The organism is Antarcticimicrobium sp., assembly GCF_029212575.1.
Classification (GTDB): Bacteria; Pseudomonadota; Alphaproteobacteria; order Rhodobacterales; family Rhodobacteraceae; genus Antarcticimicrobium.
This window is the reverse complement of sequence record NZ_JARGPK010000091.1, coordinates 1-21,426: the sequence shown is the minus strand read 5'-3', so window position 1 is coordinate 21,426 and position 21,426 is coordinate 1. Positions and strand designations below refer to the sequence as shown.

Sequence of the window (21,426 nt, the reverse complement as noted above, 5' to 3'; positions counted from 1 at the left end):
CGCCGCCTGCACCCGGGTTCAGAATGTGACCGGTTGGCCGCGCCCCTCGGCCCGGGCGCGGGTCAGCACGTGATGCGCCGCCGCCAGATCCTGTGCCGCCACCCCGAGCGAGCGGTAAAGCGTGATCTGATCGTCGCTTGCGCGCCCGGCGATCTCACCCGACAGGAGCGCGCCGATCTCTCCCCTGAGGTCGGATTCGGCAAGGTTTCCGGCGGCGATCATCTCGACGATCTCGCCGGCCTGGGCCAGTGTCGAGGGCAGGTAGTCGACCCAGATCGCGGCGCGAGTGACCATGCGGTCATCGACCTCGCGCATCGACGGGATCGAGGAGCCGACCACATTGACATGCGCCCCCGGTTGCACCCAGTCGCCCATGACGATGGGGGTGGGCGCGGCGGTGACGGTGCAGGTGATGTCGGCCTGCTCTACAGCGGCCTGCAGATCGGTGCCGCTGGTGAAACTCACATCGGGAAAATCGGCGGCGGCGCGGGCGGCGAAACCGGCGGCCTTTTCCGCCGAGCGTCCGGCGACGGCGACCCGTTTGATCGGGCGCACCGCCATTATCGCGGTCAGGTGGTGTTCGGCCTGTTCGCCGTAACCGATGAGCGCAAGGCTCTCGGCGTTCTCGCGGGCCAGCGCGCGGGTGGCCACGGCGCTGGCGGCGGCGGTGCGGATCGCGGTCAGAAGGCTTGCGTCCATCATCGCCACGGCGCCGCCGGTTTCGGCCTCGAACAGCACGATGGCGCCGCGATGCGACGACAGCCCGCGCGCCGGGTTGCCGGGAAACAGGCTGATCAGCTTGACGCCGAAACAGGCGGGGTCGGCGATGGCGCCGGGCATTACACCCATCCTGTTGTCGCCGCCCACCGGCACCACCGAGCGCAGCGGCAGTTCGGCGGTACGGGTGGAGACGCCTTTCATCACCCCGGCGACCACCTCGATCGCCTCGATCATCGGCAGCAGGGCGGCGACGTCGTCATGGGTCAGCACGATCATAGCGCGCGCTCCTTGTCCTCGCCCCAGCCGGGGCCGGTGACGGCCAGCCCCATCGCCTGTTCCAGCAGGGCGGTATAGGCTTCGGGGCGCACGACGTAGGGGAAATGCCCGCCCCAGGTGAAACGGTAGGCGGCGGCGGGGTCCACCCTTGCGCGGACGGCGGTGCGCATCTCGGGCGGGATCAGGGGATCGTCGTCGGCCTCGATGGTAAACAACTGCTCCTGCGGCAGGGCGAGATCGGGCAGCTCCGGCGCGGTCTTGAGCGCCTTGAGCCGCATCCGCAGTTCCGCCTGGGGGATGCGACCGCCGACCTCGCCCATCAGCAGTTCGACCAGGTCGGCCTGGTCCGGGTGCGCCTCGGCCCATTGACCCAATCCCTGACCGAAGCCCGCGCGCAGCTCCGCGATGGGGGCGGCGTCGAGATCAAGCGCATAGGGCATCTTGTCGGCGGTGCCGGCGACCGAATGCAGCGTGTTGGCGGCAAAGAGGCGATCTGTGCGGGTCGGGTGCGTGGCGGCGAAATACTGCGCCAGGTAGCCGCCCAGCGAGGAGCCGAGCACCGAGGCGCTTGCCAGCCCGAGGTGATCCAGCAGCGCGGCGAGATCGCCGGCCCAGGCTTCGATACCGCCGGTCTCGGGATAGGTCACGGCGATGACGTGCAGCCGGTCCGAAAGCGCCGCGATCTGCTGCCAGAAGATGTCGCCGCGCCCCAGCGTGCCGGGGATCAGCACCAGCGCGGGGCCCTGCCCGGCCTCGACATAGCCCCAGTCGCGCCCGTTCAGGGCGATGCGGCGTTCGGGGAATTGCGCGGCGAAGGCGTCGCGCGCGGTGCTCAGCGGATTGCTCATGCGAAAGGGTCCTCCACGACGGGGAAATAGGTCTTTGCCCGGTGTTTGTACGGGATGTTGGCGAAATCGGGGGTGATCGAGCCGGGGGTGGCGACGCCGATGACCTGTGCCGCGATCGGGTTGAAGCCGGCCTCGTAGTGGTTTGAGGATTTCACGCAGACATAGCGGCGCTGGCCGAGGTCGATGCCCAGTTGCTCGAAGGCCTCGGGGTGGAAGGTCTGGCTGCGCAGGTCGTTCAGGACGATGTCGATGCCCCGGGTTTCGATCCAGACCACATCGCCCATCGGCGCCGGCAGCGTGCCGAAGCGCTGGGTCAGGCCCGAGGCCACCTTTCTGACCGTGACCACGAGGTCGAGCGGGTCGCCCGACATCGGGCCGCATTTGCCGCCCATGCGCAGGTTCAGCGTGGCGCCCTCGCCCGCCTCCTTGCAGATGCGCACGGCGATCGGATCCCAGAACAACCCGGTGGCAACGCCGGTCATGCCGCGTTCGATCATCGCGCGCAGAAGGAAGGTGGCATCAGAGGGCGCGCCGCCGCCGGCGTTGTCGGACATGTCGGCCAGCACCACCGGCCCCTCGGGCGCGGCCTGGGCCATGTCGAGGGCGGTGTCGATATCGGGCGGCACGCGGTGCAACTCGTGGCGCAGGGCAAAGATCCTGCGGCCCAGCGTCTCGGCCTGCTGCTCCGCCTGCTCGGCGCTGCCGTCGCAGATGGCGACGGCGCGGCTGCCGGTGCGGGGGTGGTCGGACCAGGGAAAGCCGTGGATCAGCGACAGCGAGAGCAGGTCGCCCTGCCCCTCGGCCGCCAGCATATCATCCACAAAGCCGCGCATCGGCGGCTTGGTGGTGGGCATGGCGATGATCATGCGACAGTCCCAGTCGCGCATCACCGGGGTGATCTTTCCCTCGGCGGTCCCGGCGGCGAGGCGGAACAGGTCGGCGGCGCGTTCGGGCACGTCGACATGGGGGTATTCCTTGAACGCGACCAGCAACGAGGCCTCGGACATCATCGTGTCGGTGAGGTTGGAATGCGGGTCCAGCAGCCCGCCGATCACCGCATCGGGGCTGACCGCCCGGCAATGGGCGATCAGGTCGCCCTCGCAATCGTCATAGCCGTCGGCGATCATCGCGCCGTGCAGCGCCAGCAGGATCACGTCGGCGCCGCCAGCGGCCGTCAGTTCCGCCACAATCTCGTCGCGGAACCCCTCGTAGACCGATTTCACCGTGAGGCCGCCGGGCTGGGCGTGGGCCGACAGGCTTTCGATCACGTGCCAGCCCTTTGCCTCGGCCTTGTCGCGCCAGATGTGCAGCGGCGCGGTCCAGTACATCGGCTTGTCCCGGGTGGCGTCGCCGTGGTGGATCGAGCCCTCCTCGAAACTGGCCATGCCGGTGGGCATCGGAGAGAAGGAATTGGTTTCGGTGCTGAGACCGGCAATGAAGAGTTTCATCGGCACGTCCTGTGGGTTGGGTCAGGGGGTCGGGGTATCTTGCTCGGGCACCGGCAGCTGGCCGGTGGCCTGCATGGTCAGCCGCGCGGAAAGGTGGACCAGGATCAGCACGAAGGCCAGCGGCACGGCGGCGGTGAACCAGATCATCGGGATGTCCAGCATCTCGGCCTGCCGGTTCAGGCTGCGGCCGAGAAAGCCGCGCGCCATGTCCATCCGCGCGTTGAACAGCGAATACCAGATCACCGGCACGGCGAAGATCACGACGCCGGTCGCGCGGATCACCGCCAGCGCCATGCCGGGGCCTCCCCGCCGCGCCTGCATTGCGGGAAAGAGCGTGGGGTCGGAGCCGGCGCGAAAGGCGCAGGAGGCCCCCAGCATCCCGGCCCAGACCATGGCGCGGCGGGCCAGTTCCTCGGTCCAGATCGGCGGGGCATCGAGCGCATAGCGCGCCAGCACCTGCCAGCCAGCGGCAAAGACCATGACCAGCACCGCCAGCACCGCCCCCCAGAGGGCGATGCCGTTGAGCGCGACCGACAGCCGGTCGAGGGTGCGGGCCAGGGTCTTCATCGGCTCAGTTGCCCTTGGCCGCTTCCCAGGCCGCGATCTGCTCCGGCGTCAGCAGCCCGCTTTCATAGGCGGGGGCGGAGGCGGCGCGGAACTCGGCACGGGCGGCCTCGTCAAGCTGAACCACGGCGACACCGGCGGCCTCGAGCTTGCCCATCACGGCGTCCTGGGTTTTCAGCCAGTCGCGGTTGGCCTGGGTTGCGGCGGCGATGGCGGCGTCAACGGTGGCGCGGTCTTCGTCCGACAGGCCCTGATACCAGTCCTCGGACAGGATCGTGATCCGCAACGAGGGCGAGATCGCGGCATTGGTGAAATGCTTGATGAAGTCGGTGTGACCGAACAGCAGCGGCACAAAGGCGGGGTTGAGGTAGCCGTCGGCCACGCCGGTCTGCAGCGCGTTGGGCACCTCGGCCCAGCTGACGATGGTGCCGGCCGCACCCCAGGCCTCGTAAAGCTCGATCTGGCTTTCGTCCAGGGCGCGCATCCGCAGCCCGGCCATGTCGGCGACCGAGTTCACCGGCTTCTTGGTGTTGAAGATGCCGCTGGCCTGACCGACGGTGTTGACCGAGACCACCCGCACACCCTCGGGCGTGGTGGCTTCGTTGATCTTGGCGAGCATGCCACCCTCGACCATGGCGCGGTCGACCTCCTCCATGCCGGAGAAGAAATAGGGCAGTCGCAACCCGTAGATCAGCTTGTCGATGGAGCCGACGATGTTGAGCGGCGACATCGAGACCTCCAGCAGCCCCTGGCTGACCTGATCGAACAACTCGTCGTCGCCGCCGAGCGCGCCGCGCTGGAACTCCTCGGCCTCCATCCCGTGGTCGTTGAGATAGCTTGCGAAGGCATGCGCCCAGACGTAGGAGCCGGAGCCGTCGAGGTCGGGCGGGCTGTCGAGCGCGATCTTGACCTGCGCCGAGGCGGTGCCGCCGGCCAGCGCGAGGGCGGCCGCGAACAGGCCGCCGGTGAGGATATTCGAAAGTTTCATGTCATTTTCTCCTGTTGGTTTGTGGTCTTTTCTTTTGGTCATCAAATGAGTGTCATGGACCGCCGCCCAGCCCGAAGGCGCGCGGCAGCCAAAGGCTGAGGCCCGGCACGTTGACCAGCAGCGCCAGCACGGCGATCTGGGTCAGGACGAAGGGAAGCACGGCGCGCGCCAGTTTCCAATAGTTCACTCCGGTCACCGCCGAGACGACGAGCAGACATCCCCCCATCGGCGGCGAGACCAGACCGATGCACAGGTTGAAGCAGAGCACGATGCCAAGGTGTACCGGGTCGGCGCCCTGGGCCAGCGCGACCGGGGCCAGCAGCGGCACCAGCAGCGCAAGGGCGACAGGAATATCCAGCACCATTCCGGCGAGCAGGAAGATCACGTTCATCGCCAGCATGTAGCCCGCCGGGCCGAGACCCAAGCGCGCGACCATGTCCGAGATCGCCTCGGGCACCCGTTCGAGCGCGCCGAGGTGGCCGAGGGCGGAGACCGCGCAGATGATGATGAAGATCGAGCCGGAGAGGATCGCGGTGCGGCGCAGCGCCTCGACCACCTGCCCGCCCGACAACCCGGCATAGAACCATCCCGCCCCGAGGGCCGCGAAGACGGCGACGGCGGCGGCCTCGGTCGGTGTCATCCAGCCGAAGACGATACCGCCGAGGATGATGATCGGCAGGCTCATCGCGGGCAGCGAATGGATCAGAGTGGGCAGAAAGGGCGGCATGTCGGCCTTTTCCACCCTTGGGTGATCCTGGCGGACGGCAAAGGCGCCGTTGACCACCAGCAGCGCGGCGGCAAGCACCAGCCCCGGGACGATCCCGGCGAGAAAGAGGGCTGTGACCGAGGTGCCCATCAGTGCGCCGTAAAAGATCAGGATGATCGACGGCGGCACGATCGGCCCGATGATCGAGGAGGCGGCGGTGACGGCACTGGCGTAGGTCAGCGAATAGCCACGCCGCGTCATCTCGGGCACCAGCGTGTTGGACAGCGCGGCGGCATCGGCAACGGCGGAGCCCGAGATGCCGGCGAAGAACACGCTGGTGAGAATGTTGACGTGGCCCAAGCCGCCGCGCACCCGGCCGACCAGCGCCATGGAGAGGTTGATCAGCGCGCCGGTGATGCCGCCCCGGTTCATCAGCTCGCCCGCGAGGATGAAAAGCGGCATCGCCATCAGGGCGAAGACGTCGATCTTGGAAAAGATCTGTTGCGGCAGGATGGCGAGGTAACGGGAATTGTCGGTGGCGAGAAAGGCCAGCACAGTCGCGCCGCCGATCACATAGGCGATCGCCAGCCCCGAGGCGAGGAAGGCGGCGGCGGCGAGCCCGACCCAGACCATCATGGGGTCAGCGCCGGACGCATCGGGGAAAGCCCGGCCTCGGTGACGCCCTCGGCGGCGATGTCATCGGGTATCGGACCGCCCAGCGCCAGCGCGGCGGCGGCGCGGGCCATCGCCGGGGCGGTCTGGATGCCGTAACCGCCCTGCCCGGCCAGCCAGAAGAACCCCTGCGCCTCGGCGTCGTAGCCGACCGCCGGGGTGCCGTCTGGCAGAAAGCTGCGCAGCCCGGCCCATTTATGCTCGATCCGGCGTACCTGGATGTCGAAGGCGGTTTCGATCCGGTCGACGCAGATCGCCACGTCAAGTTCCTCGGGCTGGGCATCGCAAGGCTCGGACGGGGTCTCGTCGGCGGGGGAGATCAGCAGTTTGCCGGCGTCGGGTTTGAGATAGAAATCCTCGGCCACGCCGACCACCATCGGCCAGCGGTCGGGCACCACACCTGTGGGCGGCGCCACCAGCAGCGCGGTGCGGCGCAGCGGACGCAGGCCGAGCGGGCGTACCCCGGCCATCTGCGCCACCTCGTCGGCCCAGGCGCCGGCGGCGTTGATCACCCTGGGCGCGCGCAGCGGGCCTTGCCGCGTTTCCACCACCCAGTCGCCGCCCGCGCGGGAGATGCCCAGAACCTCGGACTTCAGGTGCAGCGCGCCGTCACGGGCGCGGAAGGATTTCAGGTAATGCTGGTGCAGCCCGTGCACCTCGATATCCGCCGCCGAAAGGTCGATCAGCGCCGAGGCGAGATACTCCGGGCGCAGCAGCGGGACCATGTCCTGTGCCGTGGCGGTCGGGACCGGCTCGACCGCATCGCCAAGTTCGGCCTGCAGGGCGGCGGTCTCATCGGTCTGGTCGGTGCGGGCGACGAACAGCACCCCGCGCGGGTGGATCAGGCCGGCGGGCGGCTCGCCCGGCCCCTCGCCGCGGAAAAAGGCATGGCTGGCGCGCGACAGCGCCCGGATCGCGGGCGGGCCGTAAGCCACGGTGAACAGCGCCGCCGAGCGCCCGGTGGTGTGATAGCCGGGCTGGGTCTCGCGTTCGAGCAGGATCACGCGCGCGGAGCGGGCCAGTTCGGCGGCCACCGAGGCCCCGGCCATGCCGGCGCCGATCACGATGAAATCGGTCGTCTCGCCGCCCTGCGTCATGTGCCCTGTCCCTGTCCGGTCCTTGCTTAGGGAAAAGCGTAGCACCGATTTTCCAATCGGAAAACACATTTTTTCCTATTGGAAAAATCCTTGGCGACACAGGGATTTGGGCCTAGAGTTGCCCCATGACAGAGGTGACAGACGCCCCGAATCCACGCGCCGATTTCGGCCGCCGTTTGCGCCAGTTGCGCCGCGACCGGGGCTGGACCCTGTCCGAGGTGGCGGAGCGCTCGGGGCTGGCGATCTCGACAATCTCCAAGGCCGAACGTGGGGTGATCTCGCTGACCTATGACCGGCTGTCGCAGCTCGCGCGCGGGCTGGAGGTGGACCTTGCCGCGTTTTTCAATGCCGAGGGGCAAAGCTTCGAGCCGGGCAGTTTCGCGGTGGCGCGCAAGGGCGAGTTCAAGCGGCAGGAAACCGTGAACTACGTTTACGAGATGCTGTTTCCCGACATGTGGAACAAGGCGATGACGCCGATGATGGGGTCGCTGAAGGCGCGCGAACTGGTGGATTTCGAGGATTTCGTGCGCCATCCCGGCCAGGAATTCCTGGTGGTGATGGAGGGGGTGGTGACGGTGTTCGTCGAGGGCCGCGCGCCGGTGCGGCTTGAGGCCGGAGACAGTATCTATTTCGACAGCGCGGTCGGCCATCTCTATGCCTCGGACGGCGAGCGCGATGCGCGTATCCTGGTGGTCTGCGCGCCGGGGCCGGGCGCCTAGCGGTTGCGCCGCGGCAGTTCCGCGTTGGCGGTCCAGTCCCAGGTTCCCTTGTCGCGCTCGGTCACTGCCTGTTTCCAGCCGACCGCCTCGGCGCGGGTCTTGAAATTGATCCCCTCCGGCGAATGGCGGGTGATGCCGTCAAAGAGGGTCGCCAGCCGCTGGGTCTGCATCATCCCGGTCTGCTCGATCGCCTGGTTGATCACCATCTTCTGCATCGCCAGCTGATTGATCGGCACGCTGGCCATGCGCACCGCCAGCTCCTCCACCCGGTCGTCGAGCGCCTCGTCCGGCACCGCCTCCAGCACCAGCCCCATGTCGGCGGCCTCGCGCCCGGTGATCCGGTCGCCGGTGAACAGCATCCGCTTGGCCCGCTCCGCCCCAAGCCGGTAAACCCACATCGCCGTTGTGGGACAGCCCCAGACACGGGCGGGCATATAGCCGATCTGCGCGCTCTCGCCCATGATGGTCATGTCGGCGCAAAGCGCGATGTCCGAGCCGCCGGCGACGGCAAACCCCTGCACCTTGCAGACCACCGGCTTCATCGCCCGCCACAGCGCCATGAAATGCTGGGTATTGGCCCACATGAAGCTGTAATCCTTGATCGGGTCCCAGGGCATCTCCTGCGTCGCCTGCCCGCTGCCGTTACCCTCGGCGTAAAAGCTCAGGTCGTAGCCCGCGCAGAACGCCGGCCCGCGCCCCGACAACACGATCACATGCACGCCCGGATCGGCATCGGCGCGCGCCACCGCGGCGGCCAGCTCCACCGGCAATTCATCATTGATCGCGTTCATCACCTCGGGCCGGTTCAGCGTGACCCGGGCGATGCGGCCGTCCTTCTCATAGTCCACGACAGACATGGCTTTCCTCCCTTTCTCCTCGGCGAAGGGAACCATGCGCCCCGCCAAAAGAAAACGGGACGCGCGATGTGACCGCGCGTCCCGTCTTTTTCTGGCGACAAATACTCCGGGGGGCCGCCCGCATGGGCGGCGGGGGCAGCGCCCCCTCTCGCGCCCGGTCCTAGAACGGCAGCCCGACGTAATTCTCCGCCAACGAGGTCTGCGCCGCATCCGAGGAGAACAGATACTCCAGGTCGGTCTGCTGCAGCCGCTTGTCATAGGCGATGCTGTCGGGAAAGGTGTGCAGCAGCGATGTCATCCACCAGGAGAACCGCTGCGCCTTCCACACCCGCGCCAGCGCCTTTTGCGAATACTGCTCCAGCCCGGTATCGTCGCCGTCCTGATAGTGATCCAGCAGCGCGTGATAGAGATAGTAGATATCCGACGCCGCCGAGTTCAGCCCGCGCGCACCGGTCGGCGGCACGATATGGGCGGCATCGCCGGCCAGAAACAGGTTGCCATAACGCATCGGCTCGGCGACGAAACTGCGCAAGGGCGCGATGCTTTTTTCGATGCTGGGCCCGGTGATCAGATCCTCTGCCACATCCTGCGGCAGGCGCTTTTTCAACTCGGTCCAGAAATCCTCGTCCGACCAGTCCTCGACAGTATCGGTCAGCGGCACCTGGAGGTAATAGCGGCTGAGCACCTGGCTGCGCAGCGAACACAGGGCAAAACCGCGCTCATGCTTGGCATAGATCAGTTCCGGCGAGACCGGCTTGGTGCGGGACAGGACGCCGAGCCAGCCAAAGGGATAAACCTTTTCGTATTCGGTCAGCACGTCCTTGGGGATCGACTTGCGGCTGACGCCGTGAAAGCCGTCGGCGCCGATGATGAAATCGCAATCGACGCGGTGCTGCTCGTCGCCCAGCCGATAGGTCAGATAGGGTGCGTCCGATTTCAGGTCATGCGGCGTGACGTCCTGCGCCTCGTGGATCACCGCGCCGCCCATCTTGTCGCGGGCCTCGTAAAGGTCTCGGGTCACCTCGGTCTGGCCGTAGACCACCACCGAGTTGCCGCCGGTGTGCGCCTTGAGATCCACCCGATCCCGGATGCCGTCATGGGCGATATAGAACCCGTCGTGGATCTCGCCCTCGCGGTCCATCCGCTCGCCGCATTCGGCCTCGCGCATCAGCTCGGCGAAACCATGCTCCAGCACGCCGGCGCGAATCCGGCCCAGCACATAGTCGCGGCTGTGCTTTTCCAGCAGGATATTGTCGATTCCCTTCAGGTGCAGCAGTTGCGACAGCAACAGGCCCGACGGCCCGCCACCGATGATTCCGACCTTGGTTTTCACGGGGGTATTCATGGACGCTCCTCCTTTGATTGCCGAAATATGCCGTCTTTCGGCCTGGTCGGGAATGGATCAACCGCGCAACTTATTGTATATTTCGAACATGACCGAGACCTCCACCAGCGCCGCGATCCGCAATTATAACCTGTTCGGCGAAACCGCCGAAGTGCCCGATGTGGTCCATTGCGAGACGATTCAGGATCGCTCCGAGCTGCACAATTGGGAACTGCGCCCGCACCGCCACGCGCGGTTGCACCAGGTCCTGATGCTGCGCTCGGGCGGCGGCAGCGCCCGGATCGAGGGGCAGACCGTCCCACTCCTCCCGCCGGCGCTGATCAACATGCCGCGCGGCTTCGTCCACGGCTTTCGCTTTCACCAGGGCACCGAGGGTTGGGTCATCACGCTGAGCGCCGATCTGATGGACGAGGCGCTGCGCGACCGCGAGGGGCTGCGGGCGGTGCTCGCCAATCCCTGCGCCGTGCCGCTGCCCCCCGAGCTGGAGACCCTGGCCCACCGCATCCTGACCGAATATCACAACCGCGATTTCGCCCGGGCCCAGATCCTGCGCTCGCAGGCCGGCTCGCTTCTGGGTCTGGCGGCCCGCGCGATCCACGCCGATCAGGCGCCGCCCGATCCCCATGCCGACACCCCGCTGCTGCGAAGGTTCGAGGCATTGGTCGAACAGCACTTCCGCCAGCGCCTGTCGGTCGCCGACTATGCCGCGCGGCTGGCGGTGTCGCCCACCCATCTCAACCGCGTGGTGCGGCAGGCGACCGGGCGGCCCGCCTCGGCGCTGATCGCCGAGCGGGTGCTGCGCGAGGCGCGGCGGATGCTGATCTATACCAACCTGACGGCGGCCGAGATCGGGTACGAACTGGGCTTTGCGGACCCGGCGCATTTCTCGCGCGTCTTCACCCGCGGCACCGGCAACCCGCCGCGCGCCTTTCGCCGACGGATGGAACAGGGCGGCTGAGGCCGCGCGCCGGTCTCAGCCGCGCGCCTGGTTCCGTACGGTATCGACCATCAATTGTACGTTTTCGGGGTCCGCGTCCGGGGTGATCCCGTGGCCGAGGTTGAAGATATGCGGCCCCCCCGAAAACGCCCTGACGATGCGCCGCGTCTCATCCACCAACGCCTGCCCGCCGGTCACCATGTGCTCGGGCGCGAGATTGCCCTGCACGCAGCCGTCGACCTGCACGTTGGCCGCCGCCCATTCGGCATCGACCGATTGATCCAGCGCCACGCAATCGACGCCAGTGGCCCGGGCGAAGCCCGCGTATTTCTCTCCCGCCCCGCGCGGAAAGCCGATCACCGGGATACCGGGGTGCCTGGCCTTCAGCGCCGCCGTGATCTCGCGCGCCGGTTCCAGCGCGTATTTGTCGAAGGCCGCGCCGCTCAGCGAACTGGCCCAGCTGTCGAACAGTTTCACCACCTCGGCCCCGGCCTCGATCTGGGCCGAGAGATAGTCGATGGTGGCCGCCGTGATGCGCTCCAGCAGCGCCTCGAACAGCGCGACGTTGCCCTCGCGCAGGGCATGGGCCGGGCCCTGGTCAGGGGTGCCGCGCCCGGCGATCATGTAGGTGGCCACGGTCCAGGGCGCGCCGGCGAAGCCGATCAGCGTGGTCTCGCTGGGCAATTCGCGGGCGAGGATGCGCACGGTCTCGTAAACCGGCGCCAGGTGATCATGGATCGCATCGGCCGGTTTCAGCGCGTCGAAATCCGCGCGTTCAGTGATGGTCGAAAGGCGCGGCCCCTCGCCGGTGACGAACCACAGATCGGCGCCCAGTGCCTGCGGCACCAGCAGGATGTCGGCGAACAGGATCGCGGCGTCGAATCCATAGCGGCGGATCGGCTGCAGCGTCACCTCGGCGGCCAGATCGGGGGTGTAGCACAGCGACAGGAAATCGCCCGCCTTTTCCCGCGTGGCGCGGTATTCGGGCAGGTATCGGCCAGCCTGCCGCATCATCCAGATCGGCGGGGTTTCCAGCACCTCGCCCGCCAGCGCGCGCAGCAGCTTTTTCTGTCCGGCCATGTCATCCCCTTCGGGCTAAATCGGTAAAACAGGCCGCGCCCCGTCCAGGCGAACGGGGCGCGGGCCGGTGATCGGTTGGGTCAGACCCCGACGTTCACGATGGCCTGGGCCAGGATCGGAACGGTGGTCTTGTTCAGCCCGGCGATGTTCATCCGGCTGTCGCCCACCATGTAGATGCCGTGATCCTCGCGCAGTCTGGCCACCAGTTCGGGCGTGGTTCCAAGCCGCGAGAACATGCCGCGGTGCTGCGCGATGAAGCCGAACCGGTCCGACCCGGTCAGCCGCTGCAACTCGTCGGCAAGCTGCTGGCGCAGGCCCAGCATCGACAGGCGCACATCCTCCAGCTCGCTCGCCCAATCGGCGCGCAGCGCGGGATCGGTGAGGATGGTGCTCACCACCCGGGCGCCGTGATCGGGCGGAAAGGAGTAGTTCTGACGGTTGAGATAGGCCAGCGTACCCTGGTTGAGCTTGGTCTTGCCGGCATCGGCAGCGACGGCCATCAGCAGCCCGGTGCGCTCACGGTACACCCCGAAATTCTTGGAACAGCTTGCCGCGATCAGGCATTCGGGCACCGAAGAGGCCACCAGGCGGGTGCCGGCGGCATCCTCTTCCAGACCGTCGCCAAAGCCCTGGTAGGCGATGTCGATCATCGGGATCAGCCCGCGATCGTTCAACACGTCGATCACCACCTGCCATTCGACAAGGTTCAGGTTGGCGCCGGTGGGGTTGTGACAGCAGCCATGCAGCAGCACCACGTCGCCGGCCTGCGCCGTCTTCAGGTCGGCGATCATGCCGTCGAAATCGACGCCGCGTGTCTCGCTGTCGAAATAGCGGTACGCCTTGGTCTCGATCCCCAGGTAGCCGAGGATCGAGGTGTGGTTCGGCCAGGTCGGATCGGACACCCAGACGCGCGCGCCCGGGTTGGCCATGCGAATGAGTTCGAACGCCTGGCGCACCGCGCCGGTGCCGCCGGGCGTGGCCACGGCGGCGACGGTATCGCGTGCCACCGCATCCGACAGGATCAGCCCGATCATCGCGTCGGCATAGGCCGGATCGCCGGCCAGTCCGGTATAACTCTTGGTGGTCTGCTGTTCCCAGATGCGTTTCTCGGCGGCCTTCACCGCGCGCATCACCGGGGTCACCCCCTCGGCGTTCTTGTAGACGCCCACGCCAAGGTCGATTTTCTGATCGCGCGGATCGTCGGCGAACATCTGCATCAGTGCGAGGATCTTGTCGGCGGGCTGTTCCTTGAGGGTTTCGAACATCAGTCGTCTCCGGTTGCGACGGGCAGGGTCGGGAAGGCGCCCCATTCGGCCCAGGAGCCGTCATAGAGGGAATGGTCGGTCTTGCCCATGCGCTCCAGCGCCAGGCTGAGGATGGCGGCGGTCACGCCCGAGCCGCAGGAGGTGATCGCCGGTTTGGACAGATCGACACCGGCGGCCTCGAAGATGGCGCGGCAGGCCTCGGGTGATTTCATCGTGCCGTCCGCGTTCAGAAGCTCGGTGAAGGGCACGTTCTTCGAGCCCGGCACACGGCCGCCGCGCAGCCCTTCGCGCGGTTCCGGTTCTTCACCGCGGAAACGGCCGACCGAGCGCGCGTCGATGATCTCGTAATCGCCAAGCTTGGCGGCAGCCGAGACCTGTGTCACATCGCGCACCAGGTGGTTTTGCAGCCGCACGGTCATGTGCCGGTCGCGCACCATGGGCGGCAAATCCTCGGTCTCGCGGCCCTCGGCCAGCCATTTCGGCAGGCCGCCGTCAAGCACGGCAACGTTGTTCTGTCCCATCAGCCGAAAGGTCCACCAGACACGCGCGGCCGAGCTCACGCCCATGCCGTCATAGACCACCACCTGATGGCCATCGCCCACGCCCATGGCCCGCAGCCGCGACATGAATTTCTCGACCGGGGGCGCCATATGCGGCAGCTCCGAGCGGTGGTCCGCGATATCGTCGATGTCGAAGAACCGCGCACCGGGAATATGCGCCGCCTCGTATTCCGCGCGGGCATCCCGTTCCAACTGCGGCAGATACCACGAGCCATCGAGAATCCTCAGGTCCGGATCCTTCATATGGGCCGCCAGCCAATCGGTGGAAACCAGTGTTCTCGGGTCGTCCTGCATGCCTGCCACCCCTCGTTCAAAGCCGATGCCCTGCCTACTATTGGCCGGAGACGGGTGCAAGGCAACAGGATGTACCGCGCGGCCTCGGAAGGCGGGCTCGATACTGCGCGCCGTCGCGAAGGCGTTGGCAGGCCTCCTGCGGCCGATCTTGACCGGCCACAGGAGGCGGTACCTCAGACCAGCAACGACTCGAAGGCCGAGAGGTGGTTCTCGGAGCCGGTCAGCAGGTTTCCGTAGACCTTGGCGAGCCGGGTTCCCTCGACGTCCTCGATCGCTGCGGCGATATCGGTGATGTCCTTTGACTCGATCGCGACACCGACCTCAAGCGCGGCTGTGAGCGACTCGCTCCCGGCCTCGAGAAGCGTGTCGTACAGCGCCTGGAGTTCCGCATCCAGGAAGCCGCCGCTTGGCTCGAACAGGAACTCGTCCGTATCGATGCCGATCTTGTCGGCCTGTTTGATCACCGCATTGAAATGCCGGTCCTCGGACCTGGCGATGTTCTTGAACACCTTGAGGCCATACATGTCGTGAAACGTCTCGTAGATATCGCCGGCGAGTTTCTCTTCTTCGATCATGTAGCGCAGTTCGCTGATCGCCTCATCGCTGTAGGTTGCGGAATCATCCCCTTTTCCGTCGCCCTTGCCCTTTGGTCCGCCGGTGTCCTGTCGGCCGGCCGGCGTGGTTCCAAACTTGAAAACGTCGATTTCGGAGACCGTGCCATCCGGATCTTCCCGCTGCAATGCCGGGTCTTGTCGTCCGGCGAGCCTGTGCGCACGACCGAGCGGCGTCGCGATTTCGGAAACCACGTCGTCGGAATCGGTCGCTGCAGTCTTGTCGTCACTCGCGTTGCGCGCCTTGCGCGCGGCATGACCGCCATCGGGCATGGCGCCTGACGGATAATCCCCGTCGTCGGCTCCCGCAACCCGGGCGGTGTCTGTCTCCATTCGGCCCTTGCCTGTCGGCGCCGCCTCTTCCTCCGGCAGGCTGTCGTCGATGGCCGGGTCGATGACTTTCGCGGCGAACTTGAACGGCTCGTCGGACAGCTTGAATGCTCTTTTTCTCATTTGCAGACCTCGCAAGAAACCCAGTGCTCACTTTTCATGAACACATATGAATTAATATATGTGTTGGCCGAGGTGTTTTAAACAGGGGCAAGGCCCGCATTGCCGCGATTGTGTAGCCCCGGCGCCGGCCGGTCTAGCGGTTGTCTTTCAGCAGCCGCTGCTTCTGACGCGACCAGTCGCGCTTGGCCTGGGTTTCGCGCTTGTCATGGGCCTTCTTGCCCTTGGCGATGCCGATCTTGAGTTTGGCGATGCCCTTGTGATTGAAATACATCACGATCGGCACCAGCGTCATGCCCTTGCGCTGGGTCGCGTTCCACATGTTGGCGAGTTGCTTGCGGCTGACCAGCAACTTGCGCCGGCGCCGCTCCTCATGGCCAAAGGTCCTGGCCTGCTTGTAGGGCGCGATGTAGGAGTTGACGAGCCACAGCTCGCCCTCCTCGACTGCCGCGTAGCTCTCGGCGATGTTGCCGCCGTTGGCGCGCAGCGACTTGACCTCGGACCCCTCCAGGATGATCCCGCATTCCACGTCATCCTCGATCGCGTAGTCGAAGCGCGCGCCGGTTCTCGGCGATTACCTTGTAGTTCGGATCTGACTTTTGCTGGGCCATGCCGACCGATCTACGCGCGCGCAGGCCGATCCGCAAGATCGCGCGCGGTCAGTTGCCCAGCTTGGCGTGCACCTCGTCAAGGTCGATCTCGCCCACCGGCAGTTTGTTGGAGGGATCGGCGGGGTCGTACTTGAACAGATCGAAATCGCGTTTGTAGATCTCGTAGACCAGGTGCATCGAGAGATCGTCGAAATAATCCTCGACCGGATGCGCCCGTTTTGGCCCGTGGCCCTCGCTCTCGTTGAACCGGGGGATCTGCGACAGGTCGACCGCATGCGGTGTGTCCACCGCGTCGAGCACCGATTGCATCCCTTCGTTGAACTTCTCGGTCCAGAAGATGTTGTCGTAGCGGCCGCCGTTGACGATGAAGGTCGAGACATGGCCCGACATCCCCGACCAGTGGATATCCGGGTCCATCGGCCGGCGCCAGCGGATGGTGTCGCGGGCGAACAGCAGAAAGCGGCGAAAGCTCTTGACCTGGTCGAACTCCTGCTTGCCGTCGTCGCCGCCGACCTCGATGCCATAGGTATAGGCCAGTTTCGGCACCAGGTTGCCGCGATAGCGTTTGCCGTTGCGCTGGATGCCGCAGATCTTGTCGAAGAAGGAACTGAGAATCCGCGTGTACGGGTTGCGCACACAGGTGAAGGCGTAAGAGCGATGCTCCTGCACGTTGCGGGTGATCGGCTCCTGGCTCTCCTCGATCCCCCATTTGTGTAGCCCCGACTTGGCGTCGTGGATGTCGCCGTCAAAGAACACGCCATGATCGGAATAAAACATGATCTGGCCAATGGTCGAACAGGCGCATTTCGGGACGACCCGATACACCATGCTTTCGCTCGTCGTCATCCAGGTACCGGGAAAGCCCATGCGTCCGTGTCTCCATGCCGTCCCGACCGCCGGGCGAAGCGCCTTGGCAGGGGTTAACGTAAAAAAAGCAAATTATGCATGTTTATTCAATCGGCCTTCACCTTTATCTAGTTATTAGAAGCGCCCCAACACGTATATGTCGTTCCCCCAATGGCCAAGATCGCGTACATCCTGCTCTGCCACAAGGACCCGGAGGCGATTGTCGCGCAGGCCGAGCGACTGACCGCGGCCGGCGACTACATCTCGATTCACTTCGACGCGCGTGCCCCGCTGGCGCATTTTCGGCAGATCCGCGATGCGCTGGCCGACAATCCGAACGTGACCTTCGCCCGCCCCCGTATCCGGTGCGGCTGGGGCGAGTGGTCGCTGGTGCAGGCGACGCTGAACGCCGTCGAGGCGGCGGTCGAGGCCTATCCGCGCGCCACCCATTTCTACATGCTGTCGGGCGATTGCATGCCGGTCAAATCGGCCGAATACGCCCACCGGTTCCTTGACACGCAGGACCGCGACTTCATCGAAAGCGTGGATTTCTTCGACAGCAACTGGATCAAGACCGGGATGAAGGAGGACCGGCTGATCTATCGCCACTTCCTGAACGAGCGCAAGCACAAGGCGCTGTTCTATGCCTCGGTCAATCTGCAGCGGCGGCTGGGGCTGAAACGGGCGATACCCTCGGACATCCGGATGCAGATCGGCAGCCAGTGGTGGTGCCTGCGCCGCCGCACCATCGAGTGGATCCTGGATTTTTGCCGGACCAGGCGCGACGTGATGCGGTTCTTCCGCACCACCTGGATTCCGGACGAGACCTTTTTCCAGACCCTGGTGCGTCACCTCATCCCGGAAAACGAAATCGAAAGCCGCACTCTGACCTTCCTGATGTTCTCCGACTACGGGATGCCGGTGACCTTCTACAACGATCACTACGACCTGCTGCTGGCGCAGGATTACCTTTTCGCGCGCAAGATCAGCCCCGAGGCGACCGACCTCAAGGCGCGGCTCGGCAGGCTTTACGCGGCGCATGATGTGGAGTTCCGGATTTCGAACGAGGGGCAGAACCTTCACAAGTTTCTCACCGGACGCGGGCGAATCGGGCGCCGGTTCGGGATCCGGTTCTGGGAGGCGGAAAGCTCGCTTGGGCGCGAGCGCGAACTGATGATCATCGTGTGCAAGAAATGGCATGTCGCCAAGCGGTTGCTGCAGAACATCCGACAGATCACCAATCTTCCGGCGATCGGGTATCTCTTCAACGAGGTCGATACCCCCCTGCCCGACCTGGGCGGGATCGAGGGGTCGCTGGAAAAACGCGCCCGCCATCGCCGCGCGCTGATGCGGATGCTGTTCGACCACTACCAGACTGACCGGCTGATCGTCTGCATGGACCCGGGCAACCTCGACCTGGTGCAGGATTTCGCCTCCGACCGGTCGATCGCGCGAATCCTCGAGATCGAGTGCCAGTTCTCGGATGACTACCTGATCGGGCACGCCCGGCGCATCGGGTTGGCCGGGGAAGAGACCGGGCAAGCCGCGCTGGAGCGGTTGCTGCCCGCGATCCGGAACGACCTGATCCATGAAACCGACCTGCTCCGCGATGCCGGGTTCGAGCATTTCAGCCGGATCCGCGAGACCGCCGAGGTCGAACAGAACGCCGCCGCGCTGTCAGACTTCCTGGCGATTCCGCACGATCAGGCGATGGGTCTGGCTCAGGAGGCGCATCTGTTCGACGACTGAATCGGTTCAGTTTCCCCGCCGGCGGTCAAGCCAGCGGCGCAGCCGGCCGCGCCGTTCCGAGATCGCCTCGCCGGCGATGTCCATGTTGTCCTCGAGATCCTCGATCAGCGGGTCGATCCGGGCCCGCCGGAACCGCCGCCAGCGCACCCAGACCGCATAGACCAGCGCCGCCAGCAGGGTCAGCAGGATGATGTTGAACCACGGGATCAGGCGCACGTCCGGCCCCGCGACCGGCCGGATCTTTACCGCGTTTGGAAAGATCGACAGAAACTCGTTGCGCCAGCCGTAATGGCGGATCGCCACCCATTTCGGCGCCTCGGCGGTGGATTTCTGATCCGCCGCCTCGGCCTGCAGGTTGGAACTGTTGACCTTGAAATAGGGCGGCCAGGACCAGCCGGTATCCTCGTTGCGATAGACCATGATCTTGCCGTCCGATCCGCGCGTCTGGATGAAGAACACGTCACGGTTCGAGGTGGTCGGATCGCTGCCCACGTCGTGCGAGGCCCAGAACCAGCTGTTCTCGCCCGGGTCGATCCGCTTTTCATAGGTGTCGGTGATGCGGGCGATGTCATTCTGCGGCAGCGTGTAATGAAGGAACCCCGCGACCAGCAGCCAGAAGACCAGGATGAATGCCCATTTGACGTAAACCATCGGTGCGCCCTTACATGAAATTGGTGACATAGATGAGGATCGCGATCACCGTCAGCGGCACGATGTAGACCCCCAGGATCAGCTTGCGACGGAACGACCGGTCATAGCGTTCCAGCCCGCGCCGGATAAAGGTTTCGCGGTCCACGGTCAGCACGTCCTTGCTGTCCCAGCGTTCGGCCAGCTTGCGGCGGCGGACAATGCGCGAATAGACCGAGAGCACGACATAGACCACCGTGAGCACGACCAGAAGCGGCAAGAGAAATCGCAGCATCACCAGCATGTCAGCTCCTCCTTACCGCGCCCCAGGGTCCGACCCGGCGGATCAGGTCGTCGGGCGGGGGCGGCGGATCCTCGCCCGTCATGTCCGGTTCGTGACCAAAAAGCGCCGCCCGCGCGCCCGCCTTGTCCACCTGATACTCGCGCGCGAGGAAATCGGCAACATAGGCCTGCTTGGCCTCGGGCCAGGTGGCGTAGTGACGATAAAACAGCGCCTTGTGGCAGATGAACAGCTGGCGGATGTCCAGCGGCGTCAGTTCCGCCAGCAACATGTTCACCAGGTCGCGCAGCGGCGTGTCGGCGGCGCGCAGGGTATAGAAATAGGCCGGATCCTCCGACGTGATGCGCGGCCAGTCGCCCCCGGACGAGGCCCAGCTTAGCAGATGCGCCAGCCCGTGATAGGCGCCGGGCAGCACATCGGCATTGGTGCGCGCCAGACGCCGCAGGTCGGCGCGGTCGAGATCGGCCAGGTCCAGCCCGGCCCCGGCGGCGGCGTCGATCACGATGAAATCCATCTTTTGCCGCAGGATCGCGGCGGCATCGATCCCGCGCGCGCGCAGGATCGGCTCCACCAGCCCGTTGTCGGTCAGAAACCGGGCGATGCGGTTTCGGTCTGAGAGCGCCAGCAGCCGTTTCACCGGCAGATCCTCCAGCCCGTCGGTCTCGCCGGCGGTGATCAGCGTCGTCTCGTCGACGCTCTGAAACAGGTAGAGCCCGCCGAAATGCGCGGTCCAGAAATCCGCCTGCTCGTATTCGCGGGCCTTCAGCCGCACCGGGTTGCGGGTGAGATCGCCGGATTTCTGCGCCAGCCCGATCATCTCGGCGATCAGCACGTCATCGAACCAGGCGTCCGGCTCGGACTTGAAGCGGTCGACCAGCCGGGTAAGCTTTTCGGCGTGGCGCAGGGTGCCGGTGGTGGTGTCGGCCTCGATCACCACGCGGCGGACGTCGAACAGCCGGCGCGGGTCCGAGATATCGATCACCGAGTTCACCAGCTCGCCCGCAACCGCATCGGTCGCGGTCAGCGCAAAGAGCTGTGCCAGGTTGTCGGTGATGAAATTGCGCAGGATCTCGCGGCTGGTCGAGAACTTTGCATTCAGCAGCGGGCAGCGTTTCTGTTCGGTCGTCAGCAGGATGAACTGCCGGTTCACCCCGCCGTGGTTGAGATAGAGGTGATCGCCCAGCTCATCGCCCACCTCGGGCGAATAGCCCGACAGGTCGACATGAAATTCCGACAGCGCAGTACGCTTGCCGGTCAGATGCATGAGCGCGCGGTTATACCGCTCGACCAGCGCCGGGCTGTCGACGCGGTAGAGATTGCCGAACATCAGGTCACGGGTGATGAGGCGGGCGTTGTTGCAGACCTGCGGCTTGAGGGGTGATTTCCCCTTTCCCCGAATGCGTCGGACCACAGGAACAATTTCGGCGATGCCAAGTGCCGAGAAGCGGTTCATGAGTGCGATGCGGATATGGATTTCGGCGGTCTGTCCACTGCCCGACAGGGTATTGCGCAGCAATACCCGAGAGGGGGTCTGGGTCTCTCGAGGCGATGCGCTCACCGAAGGCCTTGAGGCATCGCATCCGCTGCCCGGCAGTGGTTTTTCCGCAAACGATGAGTGGGGTCGCCTCGATACGGCTGCGGGTGTGGTATCCGGTCCATCGTTTCCAGAACGCCCTGCCATGGTATCGCGTGGCCCGGAGAATGTCGTTGCGGGCCACTGCAGCCGGGCAGTCCTCTTTCCAGGGCCGTCCGTTCTTGCGGATCGGGATGATCGCGGTGGCGTCGCGCTCGATGATGGCGGCGTGGCAGCGGCGGGTGTCCTAGGGGATCCGGACGGCCAGGGTCTTCTGCCTGC

20 protein-coding genes and 2 pseudogenes are annotated in these 21,426 nt (G+C 65.8%); 3 read left to right on the top strand and 19 right to left on the bottom strand.

From position 1 onward, the window contains the following. Nucleotides 1-18 precede the first annotated feature (18 nt). From P1U75_RS19185 to P1U75_RS19155, 7 genes are read right to left on the bottom strand one after another with little or no spacing between them, the layout of a single operon-like run. Nucleotides 19-996: an ornithine cyclodeaminase family protein gene (locus tag P1U75_RS19185; protein WP_300246200.1), complete on the bottom strand. Its 978-nt coding sequence runs from the start codon at nt 994-996 to the stop codon at nt 19-21. Then, complete coding sequence (locus P1U75_RS19180) at nt 993-1,844, bottom strand: alpha/beta hydrolase (RefSeq protein WP_300246199.1); 852 nt, start codon at nt 1,842-1,844, stop codon at nt 993-995. Before P1U75_RS19180 ends, P1U75_RS19185 begins: the two co-directional genes overlap by 4 nt. Then, nucleotides 1,841-3,292 (bottom strand): M81 family metallopeptidase, encoded by a 1,452-nt coding sequence (locus tag P1U75_RS19175; protein WP_300246198.1) that lies wholly within the window; start codon nt 3,290-3,292, stop codon nt 1,841-1,843. Before P1U75_RS19175 ends, P1U75_RS19180 begins: the two co-directional genes overlap by 4 nt. A 21-nt stretch (nt 3,293-3,313) precedes the next feature. Further along, nucleotides 3,314-3,859 carry a TRAP transporter small permease subunit gene (locus P1U75_RS19170; protein WP_300246197.1) on the bottom strand — a complete coding sequence of 182 codons (546 nt, stop codon included), beginning with the start codon at nt 3,857-3,859 and terminating at the stop codon, nt 3,314-3,316. 4 nt (nt 3,860-3,863) lie between these two features. Continuing rightward, the gene (locus P1U75_RS19165; protein WP_300246195.1) at nt 3,864-4,844 is read right to left on the bottom strand and encodes a TRAP transporter substrate-binding protein; all 981 of its coding nucleotides are present in this window, start codon (nt 4,842-4,844) and stop codon (nt 3,864-3,866) included. 52 nt (nt 4,845-4,896) lie between these two features. Further along, nucleotides 4,897-6,186 (bottom strand): TRAP transporter large permease, encoded by a 1,290-nt coding sequence (locus P1U75_RS19160; RefSeq protein ID WP_366915071.1) that lies wholly within the window; start codon nt 6,184-6,186, stop codon nt 4,897-4,899. Then, a complete protein-coding gene (locus P1U75_RS19155; RefSeq protein WP_300246194.1) occupies nt 6,183-7,319 on the bottom strand; it encodes an FAD-binding oxidoreductase in 1,137 nt (378 codons plus the stop codon). The genes P1U75_RS19160 and P1U75_RS19155 overlap by 4 nt, the downstream gene beginning before the upstream one ends. Nucleotides 7,320-7,444: 125 nt before the next feature. Here P1U75_RS19155 and P1U75_RS19150 point away from each other — a divergent pair, with 125 nt between their 5' ends. Next, nucleotides 7,445-8,038: a helix-turn-helix domain-containing protein gene (locus tag P1U75_RS19150; protein ID WP_300246192.1), complete on the top strand. Its 594-nt coding sequence runs from the start codon at nt 7,445-7,447 to the stop codon at nt 8,036-8,038. Here the strand turns inward: P1U75_RS19150 and P1U75_RS19145 are convergent. Then, nucleotides 8,035-8,931 carry a crotonase/enoyl-CoA hydratase family protein gene (locus tag P1U75_RS19145; protein WP_300246190.1) on the bottom strand — a complete coding sequence of 299 codons (897 nt, stop codon included), beginning with the start codon at nt 8,929-8,931 and terminating at the stop codon, nt 8,035-8,037. The genes P1U75_RS19150 and P1U75_RS19145 overlap by 4 nt on opposite strands. A gap of 124 nt (nt 8,932-9,055) precedes the next feature. Further along, nucleotides 9,056-10,240 (bottom strand): 4-hydroxybenzoate 3-monooxygenase, encoded by a 1,185-nt coding sequence (pobA, locus tag P1U75_RS19140; protein WP_300246188.1) that lies wholly within the window; start codon nt 10,238-10,240, stop codon nt 9,056-9,058. Between the two features lie 88 nt (nt 10,241-10,328). On the opposite strand from pobA, the gene P1U75_RS19135 reads away from it, so the two are divergent. Then, complete coding sequence (locus tag P1U75_RS19135) at nt 10,329-11,198, top strand: helix-turn-helix domain-containing protein (RefSeq protein ID WP_300246186.1); 870 nt, start codon at nt 10,329-10,331, stop codon at nt 11,196-11,198. Nucleotides 11,199-11,213: 15 nt separating this feature from the next. On the opposite strand, the gene hemE is transcribed toward P1U75_RS19135, so the two are convergent. From hemE to P1U75_RS19105, 6 genes and pseudogenes are all read right to left on the bottom strand, one after another. Next, nucleotides 11,214-12,257, bottom strand: a complete 1,044-nt coding sequence (gene hemE, locus P1U75_RS19130; protein ID WP_300246184.1) for a uroporphyrinogen decarboxylase — start codon at nt 12,255-12,257, stop codon at nt 11,214-11,216. A gap of 80 nt (nt 12,258-12,337) precedes the next feature. Next, entirely contained in the window at nt 12,338-13,522 is a 1,185-nt protein-coding gene (locus P1U75_RS19125) for an amino acid aminotransferase (protein ID WP_300246182.1), read from the bottom strand. Beyond that, nucleotides 13,522-14,376, bottom strand: coding sequence for a 3-mercaptopyruvate sulfurtransferase (gene sseA, locus P1U75_RS19120; RefSeq protein WP_300246181.1), 855 nt, complete (start codon nt 14,374-14,376; stop codon nt 13,522-13,524). The genes P1U75_RS19125 and sseA overlap by 1 nt, the downstream gene beginning before the upstream one ends. 173 nt (nt 14,377-14,549) lie before the next feature. Further along, nucleotides 14,550-15,440, bottom strand: a complete 891-nt coding sequence (locus tag P1U75_RS19115) for a DUF2202 domain-containing protein (RefSeq protein WP_300246179.1) — start codon at nt 15,438-15,440, stop codon at nt 14,550-14,552. 133 nt (nt 15,441-15,573) lie between these two features. Further along, nucleotides 15,574-16,048 (bottom strand): annotated as a pseudogene (gene smpB / locus P1U75_RS19110) (SsrA-binding protein SmpB). 48 nt (nt 16,049-16,096) lie between these two features. Then, entirely contained in the window at nt 16,097-16,915 is an 819-nt protein-coding gene (locus P1U75_RS19105; protein ID WP_300246177.1) for a sulfotransferase family protein, read from the bottom strand. A gap of 150 nt (nt 16,916-17,065) precedes the next feature. Here P1U75_RS19105 and P1U75_RS19100 point away from each other — a divergent pair, with 150 nt between their 5' ends. After that, entirely contained in the window at nt 17,066-18,643 is a 1,578-nt protein-coding gene (locus P1U75_RS19100; protein WP_300246175.1) for a DUF5928 domain-containing protein, read from the top strand. A gap of 6 nt (nt 18,644-18,649) precedes the next feature. On the opposite strand, the gene P1U75_RS19095 is transcribed toward P1U75_RS19100, so the two are convergent. The 4 genes and pseudogenes from P1U75_RS19095 to P1U75_RS19080 all read right to left on the bottom strand — a co-directional run. Continuing rightward, the gene (locus tag P1U75_RS19095) at nt 18,650-19,294 is read right to left on the bottom strand and encodes a DUF1523 family protein (protein WP_300246173.1); all 645 of its coding nucleotides are present in this window, start codon (nt 19,292-19,294) and stop codon (nt 18,650-18,652) included. 10 nt (nt 19,295-19,304) lie between these two features. After that, on the bottom strand, nt 19,305-19,574 hold the full coding sequence (locus P1U75_RS19090) for a hypothetical protein (protein ID WP_300246172.1): 270 nt from the start codon (nt 19,572-19,574) through the stop codon (nt 19,305-19,307). 1 nt (nt 19,575) lies between these two features. After that, nucleotides 19,576-20,898: a DUF6638 family protein gene (locus tag P1U75_RS19085; RefSeq protein ID WP_300246335.1), complete on the bottom strand. Its 1,323-nt coding sequence runs from the start codon at nt 20,896-20,898 to the stop codon at nt 19,576-19,578. 102 nt (nt 20,899-21,000) lie between these two features. Beyond that, nucleotides 21,001-21,391, bottom strand: a pseudogene (locus P1U75_RS19080) (hypothetical protein); the annotation flags it as partial. Between the last annotated feature and the right edge of the window lie 35 nt (nt 21,392-21,426).